Consider the following 22,894-nt stretch of genomic DNA (forward strand, 5'->3'; position numbering starts at 1 on the left):
GTGGTCGGTCGCCGGGGCAGGACCGCGCAACGACCGCCCAGCAGCGACCGATCGCTGGTCTTGCTTCCCGCCCGTCGATCGGCCTGCCGTCTGACGGACCTTTTTGTCGTCGCCAGCGAGACCACCACGCATGCGTGCACTCCGGCGCTGTGATTTCTGTTCCGCGGACGCAACCGGGACGTTCGAGATCCTTCCCCCCGAACTCGAGCCGACCGACGACGAGCAACAGCGCGTCGTCCTCTGTGCGGACTGTTCGAATCGCCTCGAGACGTTGGTCGAACCGCTGCTCGATCGTCTCGGCGCTGGCGACCCCGTCGCGTCCGACGATCGACCGATCGGTGGCGTCACCGTCGAAACTGACCGCCACGCCGACGCGGCGGCTGTCGACCGCGACTCGCCGCTCCACGAGCGGGACGGGAGCGATAGCAGGGCGACTACTGAGGACGGCGGCGAGGCGGCGACGACCACTGGCGGGACGCCGGACGACGACGACGGCGGCAACCCGGTCGCCGATACCGGAGATGAGCCGGTCGTCGATCGCGACGACGAACCCGACGCCGGAGCTACGGGTGCCCCAGCAGCGTACGCCAAGGTCGTTCGCCTCCTGCGGAACCGCGAGTTCCCAATGGAACGGGACGCGGTCGAGTCGCTCGCCGCTGGAGCCTACGACCTCGAGAGCTACGAGACCGAGGCGATCGTCGATCGCGCGATCGAGAACGGTGAGTTCGTCGAGGACGGCGGGAAACTCCGGCGTTCCTAAAGCGTCCCTTTCGTACTCGGCGTCCCTTCCCGCCGCTCGTCGACTCGCGTCGCGTCGTCGAGCGATCGCGTCAGCGCTTTGAATAGCGCCTCGACCTCGTGGTGGGCGTTTTCCCCCTCGACGCCGAGGTGCAGCGTCAGCCCGGCGTTCATCGCGAACGACTCGCCGAAGTGGCGCGCCATGTCGCTCGTGAACCCGCCGATCGCCTCCTGTGAGAACTCGCCGTCGAAGTAAAAGCGCGGTCGGCCGCTTACGTCGACGACCGCGCTCGCGACGGCTTCGTCGAGGGGCACCCGTCGGTCGGCGTAGCGGACGATTCCCGACCGATCGCCGAGCGCCTCGTCGAACGCCTCACCGAGGACGATCGCACAGTCCTCGACGGTGTGATGGTCGTCGATTTCGAGGTCGCCGTCGCAGTCGAGTGCGAGATCGAACAGCCCGTGTTTGGCGAACGACGTCAGCATGTGATCGAAGAAGCCGATTCCCGTCTCGATCGCAGCGTCACCGTTCCCGTCGATCGTCACGGTACACTCGATCGACGTTTCGCTGGTCTCGCGCGTTACAGTCGCCGTTCGATCGCTCATGCTGGAACGATACTCCCGGCGGTACAAGGAGATTCCGTTCGCCACTCCCGGCGGTACAAAGAGATTCCGTTCGTCGAAGGCCGCCCGACGCTCGAAGCGCGATGCAGTCGATTGCCCGTGAGTTCACGTATTCTGACCTCGTTCCGTCGACACTCCCAGATACGTCGTTAGAACTCGATGTAAAACGTCTAAACGTTTTTGAGGGAGTTACAAAACGTCGGTTCGGTTCGACTACCGGGGTGAAACGAGTCGAAACGGAACCAATGTTCGGCCCATTATATGATACCTGCAGTGAATGTCAGTAGTAAGACGAGGTGAAACGTCGACCAATGTCCAACCATTCCCCGCTCTCGAACGAATCGATCGCTCCGTCGTCCCCTGAGACGGAGCACCAGCCCGACGGACAGCGCAGCCGCGTCGCCCGATCGGTCAAAGGTCCAGCCCAGTTCCTCTCGTTTTGGATCGCGATCGCTCTCCCCTTCGTGCATCTGCCGTTGCTCGCACAGGGACTGGGCGATCCCACCGCCACGCTGACGTTCTTCATCCTCCTCGCGGTAAACGTGATGGCACTCTATCTGGGCCACGGGTACAATCAGGACACCTGATACGGATTAGTGTCATCAATTACCGCCGAACGGCGAACCGTCTTGGCCGTTCGGCGGTGACTACGGACACTCATCCGTATGAGTCGTTTCGACGTCCTGCAGGTCGACGCCGACTGCCCTCCCACCCCTCCCGGCGTCCCACCTGCGCCACGATCGAGACGTCGTCGAAATCTACGCGTCGAAAGCGTCGTTCGAAGTACGGCTGTCAGTCACCCGTCAGTCGTCTGGTGTACCCCGAAGGTGTACTCCAGGCCGAACATGACGAATGTCATTGTCAGCGCCTGTACGAGGAGGAGTTCCCCACTCACCAGTAGCCCGGCTACGAGAACGCCGACACCACCCACCATCCCGAAAAAGATCGCGTACCGCCCTCGAGAGAGATCCTTCAGCCGCTGATCGAGGCGGCTGTAGAGACGTTTCATACTAGTTGTATTCTGGATGATGGGGCCACCTGACAAATCTGTTCTGGGCGCGTCCGGACGTATCGAATCGACCGATTCGGTTCCAGATCGTCTTCTGAATCCCGGTATTGCCTTCCCGACCACCGATTCCAGTCTTTCTGTGATGTGCCTCCAACTCTGTCGCCAGTGTGTCCCATAGCGGCTTCTGAACGTGCCGTCCAGCCGTCTTTCGACAGCGTTTCGATCGCTCGAGTACACGTCCGTCAGTCGTGCTCGATCGCCGCCTGCGCCTCCGCGAGGGTGAACTTGCCCTCGTAGAGTGCGCTGCCGACGACCACCGCGGCCGCGCCGGCGTCGGAAAGCGCCCGCACGTCGTCGATCGTCGCCACGCCGCCGCTGGCGATCACCGGAATCTCGGTCGCCGCGACCAGTTCCCGAACGGGGTCGGTCGCGACGCCTTCTAATTGCCCCTCGACGTCGACGTTCGTAAAGAGAATCGCGGCGGCACCCAGGTCTTCGTACCGCTCGGCGGCCTCGACGGGCGAGATGCCCGCCCCCTCGGTCCACCCCTCCACGACGACTTCGCCGTCTTTGGCGTCGAGACTGACGACGACGCTGTCGGGGTGGGTCTCGCTGATCTCGGCCACGATTTCGGGATTCTCGACCGCCGCGGTCCCGAGGATGACCCGATCGACGCCCCGGTCGATCAGATCGATCGCGCCCGCTGCGGTCCGGATTCCGCCGCCGAGCTGGGTCGGCACGTCGACGGCGTCGATCACGGCGTCGATCGCGGCGGCGTTTTTGCGCTCGCCCTCGAACGCGCCGTCCAGATCGACGAGGTGTAGCGTCTCGGCCCCGGCATCGATCCACCGCCGTGCGGCCTCGACGGGATCGCCGTAGGTCTTCTCCGTGCCGCGTTCGCCCTGTACGAGTTGAACGACCTCGCCGTCCTGAATGTCGACCGCCGGAATCACCTCGAAGGCGTTCCTGCCGTCGGTGGCGGCGTCGCCCTCCGCGTCGTCGCTGTTCATATACGACTGCGCGGGCCGGATCCGAGTAAAGGCGACGGTTTTCCGGCCCGGGACGCCACGTCGTCACGGACCTACGAACCACCCTCACTCGACGTTCGCGTTCGCTGACCGACGAACCACCGTCACTCAGCGCTCGCCTTCGCTGACCGACGAACCGCCATCGGTTCGTCACAGTCCGCATTCCGTGCAGAATAGTTACACGTTCGGTCGGTGTGGCCCGTAACATGTCGATCGCGGGCGCGACAGCCCTCGCTCAAGAGCCTGCGACACAGCCCGCGCTGACGATGGATATCCTCGTCGTGCTGGGCGTCGTCGCGATCGCGCTCGTGCTTTTCGTCACCGAGCGGTTGCCGATCGACGTGACCGCAATTCTGCTGATCGTGATTCTCGTGGTGCTAGAGCCCTGGACGGGAATCGACCCGAGCACCGGTATCTCCGGCTTCGCGAACGACGCGACGATTACGGTGCTCGCGATGCTCATTTTGAGCGGTGGGATCAGCCGGACGGGGCTGGTTCAGGAACTCGGCCGACGGATGGCCGCGTTCGCCGGTGACAGCCTCCGAAAACAGCTGCTCGCGACCGTCCTCGCGACCAGCCCCGTCTCCGGCTTTCTGAACAACACGCCCGTCGTCGCGTTGCTCGTTCCGGTCGTCACCGACGTCGCGAACCGGGGAAACACCTCGCCGTCGAAGCTGCTTATTCCGCTGTCCTACGCCTCGCAGGTCGGCGGGATGCTTACGCTCATCGGCACATCGACGAACATCCTCGCGAGCGACATCAGCGCTCGGCTCGGGGCCGACTACCCCGAACTTCACCGCTTCTCGATGTTCGAGTTCACGCACCTCGGCGCGATCGTCGTCCTCACCGGCGGGCTCTATCTGATTTTCGTCGGCCACTATCTGCTCCCCGAACGGGTCCCGGCCCGGGCGGACTACGTCGAGACCTACGACGTCGGTGACTACATCGCGGACGTCGAGATCGTCCCCGACTCTCGGCTCGCCGCCGGAACGGTCGGCGACGCGACCGAACTGCTCGGTCCCGCAGTCGACGTCGTACAGGTCGTTCGCGACGGGGGCCGATCGATTGCGCCACGCCAGGAGACGCGCCTCGCGGAGGGTGACGTGCTCGTCGTCCGGACCGACCGGGATGCGTTCGCCACGCTCGACAACGTCGACGGGATCGACCTCGTCGGAGATCCGCAGTCGGCCGCGGAGATCTCGGGGAGCGACTCGGAGGGCGTGCTCACGGAACTGGTCGTCTCACTCGACTCGCGGCTCGTCGGCGAGCGACTCGACCCCGAACGGTTTCGCGAGGAGTTCAGCGCCGCGGTGCTCGGCCTCCGCCACCGCGGGACGCTCGTCGGTGACCGCCTCGTCGGCCGTCGACTCAACGTCGGCGACACCCTGCTCGTCCAGGCTCCGCCCGAAACGCTCGATCGACTCTCGCGACGCGATGACGTCATCGTCGCGCGGGAACCACCCCGACCGGAGTACCGGGCGGACAAGGCCCCGATAGCCGTCGCGATCATGGTCGGGGTCGTGGCGATCGCAGCGCTCGAACTCTATCCGATTTTGCTCTCCGCGCTCGCGGGCGTCGTGGCGATGGTCGTCACCGGCGTGCTCGAACCAAACGAACTCTACGACGCCGTGGAGTGGGATATCATCTTCCTGCTCGCGGGCGTGATCCCGCTGGGGATCGCCCTCGAACAGACGGGTGCAGCAGCCTATCTCGCGTTTCTGGTCGTCTCGACGGCCGGGACGTTGCCGACGCTCGCCGTACTGTGGCTGTTTTACATCGTGACGGGCCTGATTACCGAGGTCATCAGCAACAACGCCAGCGTGGTCCTCCTGATCCCGGTCGCGGCGGCCGCGGCGGCCGGAATCGGCGCGAACCCGTTCGCGTTCGTCATGGCGGTCACGTTCGCCGCGAGCACCGCGTTTCTGGGTCCGATCGGCTACCAGACCAACCTCTTCGTCTACGGTCCTGGTGGCTACCACTTTAGCGATTACTTTCGCATCGGTGCACCATTGCAACTGCTCCTCTCTGTCGTGACCGTGCTCGGGATTGCGTTCTTCTGGGGTGTTTGAGACCGTCCGCAACTGTCGTCTCTGGCACCTCTCGCAACTGGGTGTCTGACACCAGTGCGTGACCGACCGCACAGCCTATCCGTCAACGGACCGGTCGGTTTCGAATCGTCGTCGTATTATTTGTAAACGGTACTCCTACATTCCAGTACTTCTTTGAGGAGAAGCCCTGTACTACCGATCGATGGTCGAAACCGTGCTGTTGGTCGGGATCGTTGCCTCGATTTTCGTTGGCTTCAATATCGGCGGTTCGTCGACGGGGATCACGTGGGGTCCATCGGTCGGTGCCGGAATCGTAACGAAGACCACGGCGGCGGCGGTCATGACGTTCTTCGTCTTCTTCGGTGGGTGGACGGTCGGCCGAAACGTGATGGATACGCTCAGCGAGGGGATCATCACGATGGAACTCACGCTGACGGCGGGCGTCGCCGTCCTCTTTTTCATCGGACTGGGGATTCTCGTCGCCAACATCTTCGGCGTCCCCGTTCCGACGTCCATGACGACAGTCGGCGCAATTGCCGGACTGGGGTTAGCGACCGACACGCTAAACTACGAGACGATCGCGGAGATCATCTCGTGGTGGATCGTGACGCCGATTATCGGGTTCTGGATCGGCGGCATTATCGGTCGATACGTCTATCCGGCAGTCAACCGGCGGGTGACGATCGAAAAGTCCGACGGACCGCTCCTGACGTTCGACCGGGGACACACGCTTCCGAAGCCGGCACTCGGTCCGAACACGACCGGACGGGAACTCGTCACGACGATTGTCGTTCTCATTATCGGCTGTTACATGGCCTTCAGCGCCGGTGCGAGTAACGTTCCGAACGCGGCCGCGCCGCTCGTCGGCGGCGTCGGTGGGCTAGACCGAGATCTCGCGATCGTCATCGCCACGCTCGCGATCGGTCTCGGCGGCTTCACGATCGCCCGTCGAACGATGGACTCCGTCGGCGGCGAACTGAGCGATATCCCGCTGCTCGCGGCGCTGTTCGTCATGGTGACGGCGTCGACGATCACGACCATCCTCTCGTATATTGGGATCCCGATCAGCCTCGTGATGGCGACGGTGATGACGATCGTCGGGATCGGGTGGGGGCGGGCAACGCGTCCGATCACGTTCCGCGAGGCGGTCACCCGCGACACCGATCGGGCGGAGATCGCGACGGGTGCGATCGTCGCCGAAGAGGAAGAAGGGCAACCGGCGCCGCCGATCGGGGAACAGGAATCCGAAGAAGTCCTTCACGGGAGCGATCTATTCAATCCTCGAGCGGTGATCAAGTACATCTCGATGTGGATCATCGGCCCGTCGATGTCGACGATTCTGGCGTACGGCTTCTTTACGATTCTCCCAGGGGTCGCCTGATAGGTACTTACGGTTCTGGACCCCGTAGCTGGGCGTATGCTCTCACAGATTCTCGTCCCGATGGACGACTCCGAACACGCCGTACGTGCTCTCGAGTACGCACTCGACAACCACCCGGATGCCGAGGTCACCGTCTTGCACGTCGTCGGCGTCCCGTCGATGATGATGGGCGACGCGGTGGGACTCACGCTCGAAGACGACGTTAGCAACGCGGCCGCCGAACGCGCGGAACCGGTCTTCGACCGCGCTCACGCGGTCGCTGACGATCGCGGCCGAGATATCGATACCATCGTCAGTATCGGGCATCCGACCCGAAACATCGTCGAACGAGCGGACGACTACGACGCGATCATCGTCGGCAGTCACGGTGCAGACTGGAACCGCGCGACCCACCGGTTTCTCGTCGGAAACGTCGCGGAAACGGTTGCAAAACGAGCACCGGTGCCGGTGACGATCGTCCGCTAATTCGGACTGTCGAAGCCGCTACGATTCCGACTTTTCGTCGACCGATTCCTCGACGATCTCCTCGACCTCGTCCTCGCGAGTGCGGCGATCGACTCGCTGTTCGACGGCGTCGACCTGTGCCTGCATCTCCTCGATGCGCTCCTCGATCGTTTTCTCGACCGTCTCGCCGACAGTCTTTTCGACCGTCTCCTCGACGGCCTCTTCGACGGTTTCGCCAACCGTCTCTTCGACGGTTTCCCCGACTGTCTCCTCGACGGTTTCGCCAACCGTCTCTTCGACGGTTTCCCCGACTGTCTCCTCGACGCTTTCACCGACCGTTTTCTCGACCTGTTTTTCGACGCTTTTACCGACCGTTTTCTCGACCGATTCTTCGACCTGCCTTTCGACGTTCTCGCCGACCGTTTTCTCGACTGACTCCTCGACGGCACGGGTCATCCAGTCGGGATCGAACCGGGCCATCTTCCAGACGACGTGGACGACGTAGGAGGCGAACACGCCGATCCCGAACGCGAGCCCGACGCTCGTATCCATGAGCATGATCAGCCCGATCGACACTGCGATCAGTGCGCCGTAGGTCAGATCGACGATTGCGTCGACGTGAACCGGGTTCAGCATGCTCGGTCACCACCCGTCTGGCGACGCCGACCGCGTTCTCGCTGTCTCGCTTTCCGCCCACCATCCACGATAGCGTTCATACTCGTATGGTGTGTCCGCTCAGTTGAAACCCTTTGGCAAGACGAGTGGTGCGGTGGAGTGACGTATCCAACCTCGTAGCAGTCAGTGGGTCTTCGATCGGCGTCTCCGGACACCGACAAATAAGCGCGCTTTTCAGGGCGGGTCGAGTATAGACTCCTGTGACAGAAGTACTGCTTATCGTGGGACTCATCGTTGCAGCCTTCGTCGGCTACAACATCGGCGGTGCGACGACGGGACCTGCATTCGGGCCCGCCGTCGGTGCCAACGTCATTACCAAGCTCATGGCGGCCGGATTGATGTCGATCTTCTTCTTCATCGGTGCGATCACGATCGGGCCACAGGTCGTCGACACGCTCGGGACGGAACTCGTCGACGATACCGCGATCTTCACCATGCGATCGAACGTCGCCGTTCTCTTTTTCATCGGCGGCGCGCTGTTCGTCGGCAACTACTTCGGTGTGCCCGCCTCCACGTCAATGACCGCCGTCGGCGCGATCGCCGCTCTCGGGCTTGCAACCGGCGAACTCGATCTCGCCGTACTCGGTGAGATCGTCATCTGGTGGATCGTCGCCCCGATTATCGGTTTCTGGGTTGCCGGCGTCGTCGGCCGGTACTTCTACCCGCGAATCAACGCCTGGATCGCCATCGAAGGGAACCGGGAGGGTCGGGAGATGATCACCATCGATCGATCCGGAGCGATCCCCCGACTCCGGTTCGGAGACGGTGCCGATCGCCGGGAGATCACGGGTGCGTTCGTCGTCGTCGCGATCGGCTGTCTGATGGGCTTTTCCTCGGGGACGAGCAATATCGCGAACGCAATCGCACCGATCTACGGCACCGGCGACGTCGACATGATCCCGCTGATCCTGATCGGGTCGGCTGCCGTGGCGGTCGGTTGTTTCACGATCGCCCGGCGCACCCTCGATACGCTCGGCAACGACATCACGAACCTCCCGCTGACGGCGGCGATCGTCGTCGCCGTCATCAGTTCGACGATCGTCATCGGTCTCTCGTGGATCGGCATCCCCGCGAGTTTCGTCGTCATCGCGACGATGAGCATCATCGGTCTCGGCTGGGGTCGCGCGACGCGGACAACGACGCTTTCGGACGCTCGCAAAGGGGAGGAAACCCGCGTTTCCGTCGGCGCGTTGACTGCCGAAGAAGAGGGCGAAACGCCGCCCAAGATCGGCGAGGAAGAACCGGCGGACATTCCCAAGGCGTCGGACCTGTTCGATCCGTCGACGACGGCCCGCGTCATCATCATGCAAAACGTCGTCCCGATCATCTCGACCGTCGGCGCGTTTCTGACGTTTCGGTTCGTGCCGATCTTCGGGTTCTGATCGATCGGAACCGATGGTCGTCCCCGCGTCGGTGGTCGAAACCGTCTGTGCGGTGACGGCGACCACCCTCTGTGACGCGATCGCACACTCTGGCAAATATTGCTGTTCGCTCGGACATATGTTTGACAATTTTCTTATTTATGACTGGTTGTTTGATATTCGTCCAGAAATGACGACGTTCTGTGATCCTCCGGTGGTCAATTCCGTATCGACGGCGATTGCGGACTGAACAGCAAGCTATACCAGTGCGGGAGTCGAATTGGCGAGTGATGCCCACGGTAGAATACCTCAACTACGAAGTACTGGACGACCACGGCTGGGAGATGGACGACGACGACCTCTTCGGTGAGGCGGCAGACGCCGGTCTCGACGACGAGGATTACGGGACCCTCGACGTCGCCGAGGGCGAGTACATCCTCGAAGCTGCCGAGGCACAGGGCTACGACTGGCCCTTCTCGTGCCGTGCAGGTGCCTGTGCGAACTGCGCAGCGATCGTCTACGAGGGCGAAATCGAGATGGATATGCAGCAGATTCTCTCGGACGAAGAAGTCGAGGAGAAGAACGTTCGACTGACCTGCATCGGATCTGCGGAGACCGACGAGGTCCAGATCGTCTACAACGCAAAACACCTCGATTACCTCCAGAACCGCGTCATCTAACCGGCCAGCCATCCGGCTGAAATCGGTTTTTCGTCGATCGACACTTCCAGCGGTCGCTCCGTCGTGTGATCTCTGTCGATGATGACAATTCGATCGCCAGACGAGACGATTCCGACATCTCCCCCGCCTACCACTCGCCGCGAGTTCGGCGCGTTTTTCGGACGGGATTGTCGGATCGGGCGCGATCGATCGCTTCCGCCTCGACGGGCACACTGACAACGCCTGTCGTCGCATCCATTTCCGTGCGAATGTGACCGTCAGGCCCCGCGATGAGGCTATGGCCAGCGTGTTCGCGTCCAGCCTGCTCGCCGGTGTGATTCGCCGCGACGACGTAACACGGACCGTCCCGAGCGCGGGCACGGGAGAGCAGCCGCCAGTCATCCAGAAACGACGTTCGCCACGCGGCGTTGACGGCGAGTACGTCACAGTCGCGTCGGGCGTACTCGAGGCCGACTTCGGGAAAGTTGAGATCGTAACAGCAACAGAGTCCGACGCGTCCGACCGCCGTGTCGACCGTCGTTACCGTCTCGCCGGCGGCGAACGTTCCTTCCTCGGCCCCCCAGGCGTACCGTTTCCGGGAGGTCGCCTCGACGCCGTCGGCCGAGACGACGACCGTCGTGTTGTAGCAGCGATCGCCGGCCCGTTCGGGAAGCCCGGCAGCGACCAGACAGTCGAGATCGGCCGCGAGATCGACCAACAAATCGGTTTGTGGGCCGGGAACCGGCGTCGCGAGTTCGATCGCCGTCGGGAGATCGTAGCCCGTGACACAGAGTTCGGGAAAGATCGCGAATGCGGTTTCCTCGGGCAACCGCTCACCGAGCGATCGCATGGTTGCGAGGTTCGCCGACACGTCGCCGATCGTCGGCTCGAACTGGCAGGCTGCGATACGGCCGCTCACGGGCAGCCACCCCGCGGTGACGTACCATCCCGTGTCGGAACTGCCGAGTTCTGTCGCGCCAGCGCGGCGATCGCTCGGCGGACGGCGCGGTTCGTCATATCATCACGTGCGTTTTTCTCGGGAAAGAGCGTTCGGTCCAACAGGTCTCGACATTCAAACCGGGGACGGGAAAAAGGGTGTCGTCTGTACGAGTCGAGGGTTAACTACACGCTGGCCCAAGCGGAGGCCAATGGGAGTACAACCGAGTCAGCGTCAGGTCGCGGACGGGGACGGGGAGAGGCTCGCGGCCGCCTTCGACGGCGAAATCGATTTTGGCGAGCCGACGCGGACGCTGTACGCGACGGACGCCAGCATTTATCAGGTGACACCCGCGGGCGTCGCGTTCCCGGCCAGTAAAGCCGACGTTTGCCGGGTCGTCGAGTACGCCCGCGATCGCGGCGTCAGCATCACGCCGCGGGGCGCGGGCAGTAGCCTCACCGGGAACGCCGTCGGCGAGGGAGTCGTCCTCGACTGCGAACGCCACATGGACGAGGTCGTCGAGATCGATCCCGAAACAGCAACTGCGACGGTCGAACCCGGCGTCGTTCTCGATCGATTGAACGATCGCCTCGCTGAATACGGACTGTACTTCCCGCCGGACCCGAGCACGTCGAGTACCTGCACGATCGGCGGCATGGTCGCGAACGACGCGGCGGGTGCCCACTCCGTGCGCCACGGAACGACCCGGGACAACGTTCGCGGAATCGAGTGCGTCCTCGCAGACGGCTCCGTCGCGACGTTCGATCGCGCCGCGGGCGATCGACTCGAGACGGTGTGCTCGCGCGACGATCGCGCCGGGGAGCTCGCTCGAACCGCCCGCTCTATCGGGACCGAGTACGCCGCCGAGATCGAGAAACGGTATCCGGACGTCGAACGCAACTCGAGCGGTTACGACCTCACCGAGAGCGTCGCCCCGGACGGCTCCTGGCTCGATCTCTCGAAGCTGATCGTTGGAAGCGAGGGCACGCTCGGGGTCATCACCGAGGTCACCCTCGAACTAACCGCGTTGCCGGAGACGCGGGCCGGCACGCTCGTCTTCTACGAGGACGTGATCGCGGCGGCGGCCGCCGTCGAGTCGACGCTTGCGGCGGATCCCAGCGCGGTCGAACTCGTCGATTCGGACGTGTTGAGCTACGCTCGCGACGCTTGGGGGTTCGACCTCGTCCCCGACGACGCGGGTGCGGCGCTGCTCGTGGAAGTCGAGGGTAATGCGGCGGGGATCGACGATCGACTCGACGCGGCGATCGAAGCGACCGAGACGGCGGCGACGATCGGCGTCGCCCGCGCGCTCGCCTCGGATCCCGACGTATTGTTGATGGACGAGCCCTTCGGCGCGCTCGACCCGATCACGCGGGACAATTTGCAAGACGAGTTCCTCTCGATCCAGTCGGAACTGGATACGACGATCCTCTTCGTCACGCACAGCATCGACGAGGCGCTGAAGATGGGCGATCGAATCGCCATCTTCGACGTGGGCGAAATCGTCCAGTACGACACGCCGCAGGCGATTCTCGAGAACCCCAAGACCGAGTTCGTCGAGGACTTTATCGGCTCCGATCGGCCGCTGAAGAAACTCCAGGTGACGCCCGTTGTGGACGTGATGGACGTGACGACCGAGGGCTTTGCGACCGTCGGTGGGGGTGGTGGGAGCGGGGCCACCGCGAGCGTTCAAAGCGACGGCGGTCAGTCGGTGACGCCGCTGTCGCCAACGGATACCGCGCTCTCGGCGCTGTCGCGACTCGTCGAAAGCGACCAGAGTCGGCTGCCGGTCGTCGAGGACGGGACAGTGGTCGGAACCGTTTCGGATGCGGACATTAGCCACAGCAACGACGGTGACCGATCGTGAGCGAAATCGTCGCTGGATTCGAGTACCTCGTCGAGAACTTCGACGAGTTTCTCACACTGCTCCAGCAACACGTCGCGCTCGTGCTCGTCTCGGAACTGGCGGCGATCGCGGTCGCCATTCCAGCCTCGATCCTCGCGGTCCGGAACGCACGCGCTCGACGGGTCGTCCTCGGGATCGGCAACGTCGCCCAGACGATTCCGACGCTCGCGATCATCGCGCTGGTCTTTCCGCTCGTTGGGATCGGTTTCTGGCCCTCGGTGATCGGCCTCTGGGCGTACGCAATCTTGCCGATCATCACGAACACCATCAGCGGTATCGACAACGTGGAGGAGGACACGGTCGAAGCCGCACGCGGGATGGGAATGACCGACTGGGAAATCCTCCGGAAGATCCAGATTCCGCTGGCACTGCCCGTCATCTTCGCCGGCATCCGGACCAGTATCGTGCTCAACGTCGGGACCGCCTACCTCGCCTTCTTCATCGGCGGCGGCGGCCTCGGTCTCTGGGTCGTCAGCGGCATCCAACTGTACAACATGCCCCAGGTGCTCGCCGGCGCGATCCCGGGGGCCTTGCTCGCGATCCCGGGGGCCTTGCTCGCGATCGGGGCCGATCTCGCGCTCGCACAGATCGAGCGCCGCCTCGGCGGCCAGGGACACGTCGGCGCGCCGGCGGCCGGTACGTCCTGATCCGTTCCGGATTCGGTTGTCGAGGTCAGTTTCGACCGTCCGAGCCGAAACGATAACAGTACAGCGCTTCGCAGGGAGTGGTGTGACGCTCGCTTCCACGGTTGCGACGGGTCCGGACATCCTTCGGCTCGTCGCCGTTCCGGTCTTCGCGTGGGCCGCCGTTCGCGATATCAAGACCAGACGGGTCTCGAGTTCCCTCTGGGTTCCGCTCGCAGTGATCGGGGCCGTCGCACTCGTCTGGGACGGCTGGACCGCCTGGAACGCTGGTGGCCCGATCTGGACCCACGAGTTTCTCGTCCCGGCGACGATCAGCCTGGGCGTCGTCGTTCCGATCGCGTACCTGTTCTGGTGGATCGGCGGCTTCGGCGGGGCGGATGCGAAGGCCCTGCTCGTCCTCGCGCTCCTGTTTCCAACCTTCCCGCAGTACGCTCTCGGCCCGTGGACGCTGCCCCTGACGACGACGCCGATCGGGACGTTCTCGCTTTCGATCCTGACCAACGCCGTTCTCGTCGGGCTCGCGATCCCGATCGCCCTCGCCGTGCGAAATGCCGCGGCGGGCCGCATCGCGCCGGTCATGGTCATCGGCTGGCCCGTCTCCTGGGAGGTAATTGCAGAAACCCACGGCACCCTGCTCTCGACGCCGACGGGCGTCTCCCGCAGTGGTCTCGACCTCGACGCCCTCCGGATGTACCTTCGCTGGCGAGGATTGTCGCTCGTCGATCTTCGCGACGATCCCGATCGGTATCGGGATCCGGCGACGCTCCCCGAGAATCCGAATCCGCCGACGGACGGCGCGATCGGGGCCGGGCCGGACGTGCGAAGCGACGGCGGGAGGGGTGCCGTCGAACCGGCGGACTCGGAACTCGCGGTGAGCGAGGCCGCCGACTCGATCGACGACCTGTGGGGTGCCGACGCCTTCCTCGCGGATATCGAGGGGACGGCCTACGGAACCACAGCCGAGGAGCTTCGGACCGGACTCGACGTACTCGCTGAGCAGGAGACGGTCTGGATCTCGCCGGGTGCGCCCTTCCTCGTCCCGGTGTTCGCCGGGCTCGTGATCGCACTGTTGTACGGCGATCTGCTCGTCGGCGCGTTTCTGTAGGTTTAGGCTCGCTTCCGTCCCTACAACGTCCGTTCGTACAGCGGGACGATCGCCGTCCAGAACACCACGAACGCCCCGCCGGTGGCGACGATCGCCAGCCACGGCGTCGCGGACTGGGATGGCGGGACGCTCGCGAGGACCACGAAGGTGCCGACGAACAACAGCAGACAGACCAGCACGCTCCCGAGTTCGAGTGTCGTGGCGACCGGGTGAGCACGAAACTGGGTGACGAGACTGGTGAGGGGCATACCTGACGCTCGCAGGCGAAGGGCAAAACTGTCACGGCACGACGGCGGTGATCGGTCGACGAGAACGACTTGTGATCGACTCAGGCGTTCGACCCGATCGCCTCGGCAATCTCATCGAGTTCGTCGTCGTCCAGTTCGGGTGGGGCACCGGCGACGGCGTGGATGGGGCCGCCGCCGTCGCCCTCGAATCGGGGAACGATGTGGCAGTGGACGTGTGGGACCTCCTGTCCGGCGGCCTCGCCGTTGTTGAACGCGACGGTCGTCGCGTCGGCGTCGACGCTCTCCTCGACGGCGGGGACCATTCGGTGAACGGTGGCGTAGAGGTCCTCCGCGAGGTCATCGGGAACGTCGTTCAGCCGCTCGTACTCGTCTTTGGGGATGACCAGCGTGTGGCCGGGCGCGAGCGGGTTCGCGTCCAGGAAGGCGACGGTCGTCTCGTCTTCGTACACGATGCGCGCTGGAATCTCTCCCTCGACGATCTGGCTGAATATCGTGCTCATGACCGCGTGGTCGACGGTGTTGGCAAAGAAACTTTCCCGATCGGTTTGGCGCGCTCTAATCGTTTTATCGTCGCTGTTTTATCGATACTAATTATACGCTCGTTTAACTGTGACTCTAATTCTACTGCAATCGTTATTACGTTGGGTCACATAGTTCTCCGTATCGTTTCGTCCGATCAGTGGCGATAGAACCACACGACTGCGTTTCGAGTGTGATAGTTCACTGACCGGACCGAGAGCCTCCGTCGAGGCGCGTGGAGGTGTTCACCCTATGGTCGAGGTACTGTACGCGATCGAGCGACCGTTCATGCGAAAGACGTTCGAGGCGATCGATAGACACGTCGACGCTGAGTCCGCATTCGTCCCAGTTCGGGCGGACGCACGCGGCTGTAGCGATCGCATCGCCGAAATCGACGTAGACGACCCTGGTGCGGTCGACGAAAACGTGCGTGCGATCGACCCCGCCGTCGTCGTCTACAACCACCGGTTCGGGATCGAGCGGTTTTCCTTCTACGAAGAGTACCCGCTGGTTCACCTGCGCCACGGTGCGTCGATCGGTCGCGGTGAGATCGAGGTGACAACGTCGACCGTTCTCGAACACGTCGCCGCCGCGCTCGCGCCCGGCGAACGGTGGGCGAGGGCCTACCGAGCGGTGGCACCGCCCGGCGTGACCGTCGCAGCCGTCGGCATTCCGGAAGCCGACGTGCTGGTCGACGCACCGCCGCCTCGCGAACGTCGAGTGCTGTACGCGCCGACGAATTACAAGGTTGGTCGAGGTGCGTACGCGAACACCGCCCGCGCCGTCGTCGAGCGTTTCGCACACACGGCATACGAACTGCTCTTTCGGCCCCACCCAACTGACAGACGTGAGGGGCCGGGACTTCCCGTTACCCGCGACTGTCGGGAACTGATCGCCGAGATTCCGAACGTCGTCTTCGATACGGCTACGACGCCCATCGAGAGCATGCGTCGATCGGATATCCTCATTTCGGACTACTCCGGATCGATCGCCGAGTGGCTCCACACCGGCCGGCCGCTCGTACAGCTCACAGCTATCGACGCGCCGGACCGCGAAGTACCTCCGATCGGCGTCACGAGGGACGCGATCGACCTCGCGCTGATCGACGACCTCTACCACAACGGCGAACCGGACGCCACAACGCGGCGACGGGCGTCGTGGCTCGAACGGCTTGGAATCCCAATGGACGGGAAGGCGGGTGAACGGGCTGCACGGGAGGTGTTGCGGTGCAGGTCGTGATCACGGCCGTGACGGAGGTGTGGCGATGCAGGCCGTACTCGTAACCGTGAGTGGGGTGTATCGATGCGTGATGTGATCCCGGTTGGAAAGGGGGTGTGCCGATGCACGCCGTGATTCTCGCTGCGGGCGAGGGCCGACGGATGGGCCACTACACCGAAACCGTCCCGAAAGCCTTCCTCGAGTTCGACGATCGGACGCTGTACGATCGCCAGTGCGAACTGCTCTCCCCATACGTCGACAGAACGACCGTCGTCCTCGGCTACCGTGCTGAGACCGTCCTCGATCGGTACAACCCGGAAGACCCGATCGTTCTCGAGGAGTGGGACCAGTACGAAAACGCCGCGTCGTTGCTCCTCGCGCTCAGGCGGATCGACGACGATCTGCTGGTGCTAAACGGCGACGTGCTGGTCGACGCACGCGAGGTCGAACGGTTGACGACGCAGTTCGACGTGCTCGGTGGGCGGCTGAACACGGTCGGCTGCATTCCCGGGCTCCAGGACTCAGAGACGGCAATCCGGTGGAACGAATCGGGGCGCGTAACCGCCTACGGCCTCATCGAGGGCCACCAGCACGCCGGAATCGGAATTCTGAGCCGCAATCACCGTACGGCGGCGATTCGGGTACTGCAAGAACGGCTCGACGACTGGTATCCCTGCGTGTACCCTCGGACGCCGACCCAACCGCTGTTGATCCCGGCCGACCGACACGTCGAGATCAACCGGCCGGCGGACCTCGATCGAGTTCGTTCGTGGCTCGCATCCGAACAAATTCGGTGTGCCTGAGCACCGATCGTGAACACAGAACTGACAGCCGGCCGCCGAGCCTGAACACGTGCGGTTTTCAATAGTTGTCTATCGGAGTGATAGTAATACCCGAGAGAAATTACACAAATATTCTATGTTGGCCGATAAAACCACAATATTGATTATCTTCGGCTGTTGGGACTCCGGTAGATGGAAATTATCGGCCATCGTGGCTGTGCGGCTCAGTGTCCGGAAAACACCCTTCTCGCGATGCGCGAGGCCGCACACCGTCTGCCCGCGATCGAGGTCGACGTTCGACGATGCGGGTCGGATGAACTGGTTGCATTTCACGACGAGACGCTCGATCGCGTCACCGACGCGAGCGGACGAGTTTCGGAGACGCCGTGGTCCGAGCTTCGTGAGCTGACCGTCCTCGAGTCGAACGAATCGATTCCGCGTCTCGAAACGATCTTGCAGGCCGTGCCGAGCGATGTCACTGTTCAACTAGAGCTGAAAGAGCAGGGTATCGCCTCGGATACGCTGCAGTTGGCCATGGCTGCCGGGACTGACGTTCGCGTGTCGTCGTTTCTCCCCGAAGCGCTGGCGGAGATCGAAGCGGGCTACGTGGACGTTCCCAACGGGCTGCTCTTCGGCGACGATCCCGCCGTGAACCTCTCGCTGGCGGTCGATCTCGGCTGTACGCACGTGTTTCCCCATTACGACCTCTGCTTCGAGACCGATGTCGTATCCGCCGCCCGCAAACACGGGTTCGGCGTCATCGCCTGGAAAGCGGCACGGACGGTCGAGCACGTTCGGGCCCTCTCCGAGGCTGGCGTCGACGGTGTCACCGCCGATCGCTGGGACGTTGTGCCGTCGTCACTGTTCCCGTCCAGCGAGTCGTAGCGATGATACCGATTACGATCTTGATCGCTACTCGTCGATCGGATTCGCACGGAGGTCGTCGATCGTCTCTTCGATCGCCGCGAGGTAGTCGTCGGACTCGTAGCCGAGTCGCCCGATCCAGACGTCTTGGTAGGAGGGATGCAAGATCGGCAGGAGCCAGACGCCGAGCTCCGTACACTCAATCGGTTCGAGTACGCTGTCGAGAAACCCGTCGAGTTCGCGACCGTCCGCGGCGAGCACGGTTTTCGTCGCGTGTTTCCCGGTCGCGAGGACGACCGCCGGATCGACGAGGTCGAGTTCGGTCAGGAGGTGGTCGCGGCAGTTCGATCGCTCCTCGGCGGTGGGTTCGCGGTTGCTCATCGGTTGGTCGGGATCTTGAGGAAAGCACTTCACCGCGTTCGTGTAGTACGCGTCGTCGCCGTACCCGATTCGATCGAGCATACGCCGAATCCGTCGCCCGGAGTGCCGGGAGGTGTAGGCCCTGCCTGTCCAGTTGCCGCCCCGCCAGCGATCGGCGTCAGGATCGCCGTAGCCCGGCGCTTCGCCCACGACGAGGACGCTCGCATCCCGATCGCCGGTGCCCCAGGAGATGCATTCGCGAGAGTCGACCAGCGACGGACAGCGCCGGCAGTCGGCCTCGAGGACGGTCCGTGACTCGGGAACGGAGAGTGCGTCCGCCTCGGGTGTGGAGTCGGTGGGTGCCACGGTCGACGTACTCGGGCGACGGAGTTAGCGCGTTGGATTTCGATTTCCAACAGCCGATCGATCGGTGGGCGCTGGGTCGCCCACGGTCGCGTTCCGAGCGGAGGGACAGATTTACGGTCTCCGAGCGGTTCTGGATGGGTAATGCCACCAGAACTCCTCGTCGAATCGCTTTCGCTGCTGGTCTATACCGTCATCGCAGGGGCACTCACGGCTGGCGGACTCCTCGCAGAGTACGCGAGCGTCCAGCACCTCGGTTCGGGCGAAGCGATGGTCGCCCTCTGGCTCGCGGCGATCGGCTGTGTCATGCTCTACGCCGGAGCCTACGGCATCGGGTACAAGAAAGTACTCTCACAACTCGTCTGAGCCGGCACGAGTCGGCCGCCGTCTCAGGAGCCGTTCGGTCCGCCGATCGACTCGCCGGACCCGCAATATCGATTCCTCTTTACTGTCCCAGCCAGTTACGTCCCGTATGAGCAGATTCGGCGAGGTCGACGACCAGTACGACCCCCACGAACTCGAACGACGGGTGTTCGACTACTGGGACGAGGTCGACGCCTACGAGCAGACGGTCGAGCATCGATCGGACGGCGACTCGTTTTTCTTCGTCGACGGGCCGCCGTACACTTCCGGCTCGGCGCACATGGGGACCACCTGGAACAAGTCCCTGAAAGACGTCTACATCCGCTATCTCCGCATGCAGGGCTACGACGTGACGGATCGGCCGGGCTACGACATGCACGGCCTGCCGATCGAGACCCGCGTCGAGGAGCGACTCGGCTTCGAGAACAAACAGGACATCGAGGCCTACGGCGAGGAGAACTTCATCCAGGAGTGCAAGGATTACGCCAACGAACAACTCGAGGGTCTCCAGTCGGACTTCCAGGATTTCGGCGTCTGGATGGACTGGGACGACCCCTACCGGACGCTCAGCCCCGAGTACATGGAAGCCGCCTGGTGGGGTTTCTCGAAGGCCGCCGGCCGCGGCCTCGTCGAGAAAGGCCACCGATCGATCTCGCAGTGTCCGCGGTGTGAGACCGCGATCGCGAACAACGAAGTCGAGTACGACGACGTCGAGGACCCTTCGATCTACGTGAAGTTCGACCTGGAGGGTCGTGAGGGATCGGTCGTCATCTGGACGACTACGCCGTGGACGATTCCCGCGAACACGTTCGTCGCGGTCGACGAGGAGGGCGACTACGTCGGCGTGCGGGCGGAGAAAGACGGCGAAGAAGAACTGTTGTACGTCGCCGGGGCGAAGCACGAAGAGGTTCTGCGGGAGGGGCGGTACGACGATTACGAAGTCGTCGAAGAGCTTACCGGCGCGGACATGCTCGGCTGGTCCTACGAACACCCGCTCGCCGAGGAGGTTCCCGACCACGTCGACGGGGAGGGCGTCTTCGAGGTGTACGCCGCCGAGTACGTCGATACGGACGGCGATGGCACCGGTCTCGTCCACTCCGCGCCCGGCCACGGTGAGGTCGACTTCGAGCGCGGCCGCGAACTCGGGTTTCCCATCTTCTGTCCCGTCGGCGGCGACGGCGTCTACACCGAGGAAGCGGGCAAGTACGAGGGTCAGTTCGTCAAAGACGCCGATTCGGAGATCACGGCCGACCTCGAGGACAACGGCGCGTTGCTCGCCTCGGGTCACGTCCAACACAGCTACGGCCACTGCTGGCGCTGTGATACGGGTATCCTCCAGATCGTCACCGACCAGTGGTTCATCACGGTGACGGACGTCAAGGACGAACTGCTCGACAACATCGAGGACAGCGAATGGCATCCCAACTGGGCACGGGACAACCGCTTCCGGGACTTCGTCGAGGACGCCCCCGACTGGAACGTCTCCCGCCAGCGATACTGGGGCATTCCGCTTCCCGTCTGGACGCCCGAGGATCGCGACGACGATCAAGATCGGATCGTTATCGGCGATCGCGAGGAACTGGCCGAGTGCGTCGACCAGGAGATCGATCCCGAAACCGTGGACCTCCACAAGGACACGGTCGACGACCTGACGATCACCGAGGGCGACACCACGTACACGCGCGTGCCCGACGTGTTCGACGTCTGGCTCGACTCCTCGGTCGCCTCCTGGGGCACCCTCGACTTCCCGTCGGACGACAGCCGGTTCGACGAACTCTGGCCCGCCGACCTCATCCTCGAGGCCCACGACCAGACGCGGGGCTGGTTCTGGTCGCAACTCGGCATGGGAACCGCCGCACTCGGTGAGATTCCCTACGAGGAAGTCCTGATGCACGGTCACGCGCTCATGCCCGACGGCCGCGCGATGAGCAAGTCCAAGGACATTCTGGTCGATCCACACGAGGCGATCGATCGTCACGGTCGAGACACTATGCGGCTGTTCTTGCTGTCGAACAACCCACAGGGCGACGACATGCGCTTCTCGTGGGACGGCATGCAGACGATGGAGAATCACTTACGGACGCTGTGGAACGTCTTCCGGTTCCCGCTGCCGTACATGCGACTGGACGGCTTCGATCCGCAGGAAACGACGCTCGAGGATGTAGACGATGACCTCGAACTGATCGACGAGTGGATCCTCGCCCGCCTGCAGTCGACCAAGGCGGAGATGACCACACACTTCGAGGACTACCGTCAGGATCGTGCGGTCGACGCCCTGATCGAGTTCGTCGTCGAGGATGTCTCCCGATTCTACGTGCAGGCGGTTCGGGAACGCATGTGGGAGGAAGACGACAGCGCCTCCAAGGAGGCCGCCTACGCGACGATCTACCACGTCCTCCGCGAGAGCGTCACCCTGCTCGCACCCTTCGCGCCCTTTATCAGCGAGGAAATCTACGGCACGCTCACCGCCGAGGACGGCCACCCGACGGTCCACATGGAAGACTGGCCCGCGGTCGAGGAATACTGGGAGGACGAGCAACTCGAAGACGACGTCGCCATTCTCCGCGCGATCGAGGAAGCCGGCGGGAACGCCCGCCAGCAAGCAGGCCGCAAGCTTCGCTGGCCCGTCCCGCGCGTCGTCGTCGCGGTTTCCGGGCGAAGCCCGGAAGCCAGTCAGACGTCGTCTGACGCTGCCGACGATCAGCGCGTCGTCGACGCCGTCTCCCGACACACGCCGCTGCTCGAGGATCGCCTCAACGTCCGCGAGATCGAACTCATCTCGCCCGACGATCGCTGGGGCGAACTAAATTACAGCGCCGAGGCCGACATGAGCGAACTCGGCCCGGCCTTCGGCGATCGCGCCGGACAGGTCATGAACGCGCTCAACGAAGCCCGCATCGAGGAGCCGTCGCTCGAGGCGCTCGAAGCCGCCCTTGGAGACGTGCTTGAAGACGGCGAGCAACTCGAAGAGTCGATGGTTTCCTTCGTCACGGAGACGCCCGAGGGCATCGCCGGCACCGCGTTCGGCCTGAACGGCGACGATCGCGGCGTCGTCTACGTCGACGCCTCGCTGACCGACGACATCGAAAGCGAGGGCTACGCTCGCGAGGTCATCCGCCGCGTCCAGGAGATGCGCAAGGATCTCGATCTGGACGTCGAGGAACGAATCGCGCTAGATCTCGCGATCGACGACGATCGCGTCGCCGCCCTCGTCGACGAACGAACGGCCCTGATCCGCGAGGAAGTCCGTGCCGACGAAATCGGCACCGTCGAGGACGGCCACCGCAAGGAGTGGGAAGTCGAAGGCGTGTCGATGGAGATCGCGATCGCGCCGGTGGCGACTGCTGAGGCGTCGGAGTAGGGATAGTAATTTTCAGACCGAGAGGCGGAGCCGATCGGTCTGTTTTTTTGGCCCAGATTTTTGCGCGAGTGGTGAGGGAGCCTTGCGACCGAACCCGACGCGGAAAAAGGTGGATGCGAGATCGCGATCGCGCCGGTGGCGGCTGCTGAGGCGTCGGAGTAGTCGAAACATCGCGAAACCGTCGAACCACCACGAGAACATCTCGGATCGAGACGCCGCCGATCGGTTCGGGCGTTGTTTCAGATCGGCGGCGGGCC

Annotated in this window: 23 protein-coding genes; 15 read left to right on the forward strand and 8 right to left on the reverse strand. The window is 63.6% G+C overall.

Features of this window, described 5'->3' with window-relative positions; translation table 11 throughout:
• The first annotated feature begins 130 nt into the window (after nt 1–130).
• Entirely contained in the window at nt 131–760 is a 630-nt protein-coding gene (locus AC6I6L_RS07615) for a DUF8528 domain-containing protein (protein ID WP_497917146.1), read from the forward strand.
• On the opposite strand, the gene hisB is transcribed toward AC6I6L_RS07615, so the two are convergent.
• Complete coding sequence (hisB, locus tag AC6I6L_RS07620; RefSeq protein ID WP_497917147.1) at nt 757–1,344, reverse strand: imidazoleglycerol-phosphate dehydratase HisB; 588 nt, start codon at nt 1,342–1,344, stop codon at nt 757–759. The two genes, AC6I6L_RS07615 and hisB, sit on opposite strands and share 4 nt — an antisense overlap.
• A gap of 329 nt (nt 1,345–1,673) precedes the next feature.
• Between hisB and AC6I6L_RS07625 the strand changes: the two genes are divergently transcribed.
• On the forward strand, nt 1,674–1,949 hold the full coding sequence (locus tag AC6I6L_RS07625) for a DUF8028 family protein (protein WP_497917148.1): 276 nt from the start codon (nt 1,674–1,676) through the stop codon (nt 1,947–1,949).
• A 209-nt stretch (nt 1,950–2,158) separates the two neighbouring features.
• Here the strand turns inward: AC6I6L_RS07625 and AC6I6L_RS07630 are convergent, their stop codons facing one another.
• Together AC6I6L_RS07630 and hisA are read right to left on the reverse strand one after the other, a co-directional pair.
• Nucleotides 2,159–2,371 carry a hypothetical protein gene (locus AC6I6L_RS07630; protein WP_497917149.1) on the reverse strand — a complete coding sequence of 71 codons (213 nt, stop codon included), beginning with the start codon at nt 2,369–2,371 and terminating at the stop codon, nt 2,159–2,161.
• A gap of 242 nt (nt 2,372–2,613) precedes the next feature.
• Nucleotides 2,614–3,381 carry a 1-(5-phosphoribosyl)-5-[(5-phosphoribosylamino)methylideneamino]imidazole-4-carboxamide isomerase gene (hisA, locus tag AC6I6L_RS07635; protein WP_497917150.1) on the reverse strand — a complete coding sequence of 256 codons (768 nt, stop codon included), beginning with the start codon at nt 3,379–3,381 and terminating at the stop codon, nt 2,614–2,616.
• A 224-nt stretch (nt 3,382–3,605) separates the two neighbouring features.
• On the opposite strand from hisA, the gene AC6I6L_RS07640 reads away from it, so the two are divergent.
• From AC6I6L_RS07640 to AC6I6L_RS07650, 3 genes are all read left to right on the forward strand, one after another.
• Nucleotides 3,606–5,468, forward strand: a complete 1,863-nt coding sequence (locus tag AC6I6L_RS07640) for an SLC13 family permease (RefSeq protein WP_497917151.1) — start codon at nt 3,606–3,608, stop codon at nt 5,466–5,468.
• A gap of 181 nt (nt 5,469–5,649) precedes the next feature.
• Nucleotides 5,650–6,828: an inorganic phosphate transporter gene (locus AC6I6L_RS07645; protein ID WP_497917152.1), complete on the forward strand. Its 1,179-nt coding sequence runs from the start codon at nt 5,650–5,652 to the stop codon at nt 6,826–6,828.
• Nucleotides 6,829–6,864: 36 nt separating this feature from the next.
• A complete protein-coding gene (locus AC6I6L_RS07650; RefSeq protein WP_497917153.1) occupies nt 6,865–7,293 on the forward strand; it encodes a universal stress protein in 429 nt (142 codons plus the stop codon).
• 18 nt (nt 7,294–7,311) lie between these two features.
• On the opposite strand, the gene AC6I6L_RS07655 is transcribed toward AC6I6L_RS07650, so the two are convergent.
• Complete coding sequence (locus AC6I6L_RS07655; RefSeq protein WP_497917154.1) at nt 7,312–7,908, reverse strand: hypothetical protein; 597 nt, start codon at nt 7,906–7,908, stop codon at nt 7,312–7,314.
• Between the two features lie 239 nt (nt 7,909–8,147).
• On the opposite strand from AC6I6L_RS07655, the gene AC6I6L_RS07660 reads away from it, so the two are divergent.
• The gene (locus AC6I6L_RS07660; RefSeq protein WP_497917155.1) at nt 8,148–9,329 is read left to right on the forward strand and encodes an inorganic phosphate transporter; all 1,182 of its coding nucleotides are present in this window, start codon (nt 8,148–8,150) and stop codon (nt 9,327–9,329) included.
• Between the two features lie 269 nt (nt 9,330–9,598).
• Nucleotides 9,599–9,988, forward strand: coding sequence for a ferredoxin Fer (gene fer / locus AC6I6L_RS07665; RefSeq protein WP_497917156.1), 390 nt, complete (start codon nt 9,599–9,601; stop codon nt 9,986–9,988).
• A gap of 127 nt (nt 9,989–10,115) precedes the next feature.
• Here the strand turns inward: fer and AC6I6L_RS07670 are convergent, their stop codons facing one another.
• On the reverse strand, nt 10,116–10,886 hold the full coding sequence (locus tag AC6I6L_RS07670) for a carbon-nitrogen hydrolase family protein (protein ID WP_497917157.1): 771 nt from the start codon (nt 10,884–10,886) through the stop codon (nt 10,116–10,118).
• A 229-nt stretch (nt 10,887–11,115) separates the two neighbouring features.
• Between AC6I6L_RS07670 and AC6I6L_RS07675 the strand changes: the two genes are divergently transcribed.
• The 3 genes from AC6I6L_RS07675 (at nt 11,116) to AC6I6L_RS07685 (ending at nt 14,559) form a co-directional block, all read left to right on the forward strand.
• Nucleotides 11,116–12,771 carry an FAD-binding protein gene (locus AC6I6L_RS07675; RefSeq protein WP_497917158.1) on the forward strand — a complete coding sequence of 552 codons (1,656 nt, stop codon included), beginning with the start codon at nt 11,116–11,118 and terminating at the stop codon, nt 12,769–12,771.
• Nucleotides 12,768–13,457 carry an ABC transporter permease gene (locus AC6I6L_RS07680; protein ID WP_497917159.1) on the forward strand — a complete coding sequence of 230 codons (690 nt, stop codon included), beginning with the start codon at nt 12,768–12,770 and terminating at the stop codon, nt 13,455–13,457. The genes AC6I6L_RS07675 and AC6I6L_RS07680 overlap by 4 nt, the downstream gene beginning before the upstream one ends.
• Nucleotides 13,458–13,539: 82 nt before the next feature.
• On the forward strand, nt 13,540–14,559 hold the full coding sequence (locus AC6I6L_RS07685; RefSeq protein ID WP_497917160.1) for a prepilin peptidase: 1,020 nt from the start codon (nt 13,540–13,542) through the stop codon (nt 14,557–14,559).
• 20 nt (nt 14,560–14,579) lie between these two features.
• Here AC6I6L_RS07685 and AC6I6L_RS07690 read toward each other — a convergent pair whose 3' ends face one another.
• Together AC6I6L_RS07690 and AC6I6L_RS07695 are read right to left on the reverse strand one after the other, a co-directional pair.
• Nucleotides 14,580–14,807 (reverse strand): hypothetical protein, encoded by a 228-nt coding sequence (locus AC6I6L_RS07690; protein ID WP_497917161.1) that lies wholly within the window; start codon nt 14,805–14,807, stop codon nt 14,580–14,582.
• 80 nt (nt 14,808–14,887) lie between these two features.
• Entirely contained in the window at nt 14,888–15,307 is a 420-nt protein-coding gene (locus tag AC6I6L_RS07695; RefSeq protein ID WP_497917162.1) for an HIT family protein, read from the reverse strand.
• A gap of 271 nt (nt 15,308–15,578) precedes the next feature.
• On the opposite strand from AC6I6L_RS07695, the gene AC6I6L_RS07700 reads away from it, so the two are divergent.
• The 3 genes from AC6I6L_RS07700 (at nt 15,579) to AC6I6L_RS07710 (ending at nt 18,211) form a co-directional block, all read left to right on the forward strand.
• Nucleotides 15,579–16,565, forward strand: a complete 987-nt coding sequence (locus AC6I6L_RS07700) for a CDP-glycerol glycerophosphotransferase family protein (protein WP_497917163.1) — start codon at nt 15,579–15,581, stop codon at nt 16,563–16,565.
• 101 nt (nt 16,566–16,666) lie between these two features.
• Nucleotides 16,667–17,347 (forward strand): NTP transferase domain-containing protein, encoded by a 681-nt coding sequence (locus AC6I6L_RS07705; RefSeq protein WP_497917164.1) that lies wholly within the window; start codon nt 16,667–16,669, stop codon nt 17,345–17,347.
• Nucleotides 17,348–17,518: 171 nt separating this feature from the next.
• The gene (locus AC6I6L_RS07710) at nt 17,519–18,211 is read left to right on the forward strand and encodes a glycerophosphodiester phosphodiesterase (protein WP_497917165.1); all 693 of its coding nucleotides are present in this window, start codon (nt 17,519–17,521) and stop codon (nt 18,209–18,211) included.
• A gap of 27 nt (nt 18,212–18,238) precedes the next feature.
• Here the strand turns inward: AC6I6L_RS07710 and AC6I6L_RS07715 are convergent, their stop codons facing one another.
• On the reverse strand, nt 18,239–18,916 hold the full coding sequence (locus tag AC6I6L_RS07715) for a uracil-DNA glycosylase (protein ID WP_497917166.1): 678 nt from the start codon (nt 18,914–18,916) through the stop codon (nt 18,239–18,241).
• Nucleotides 18,917–19,057: 141 nt separating this feature from the next.
• Between AC6I6L_RS07715 and AC6I6L_RS07720 the strand changes: the two genes are divergently transcribed.
• Nucleotides 19,058–19,279 (forward strand): DUF8151 family protein, encoded by a 222-nt coding sequence (locus AC6I6L_RS07720; protein ID WP_497917167.1) that lies wholly within the window; start codon nt 19,058–19,060, stop codon nt 19,277–19,279.
• 106 nt (nt 19,280–19,385) lie between these two features.
• Complete coding sequence (gene ileS / locus AC6I6L_RS07725) at nt 19,386–22,637, forward strand: isoleucine--tRNA ligase (protein ID WP_497917168.1); 3,252 nt, start codon at nt 19,386–19,388, stop codon at nt 22,635–22,637.
• Nucleotides 22,638–22,894: the final 257 nt, after the last annotated feature.

Source organism: Halosolutus sp. DAT137 (genome assembly GCF_059736405.1).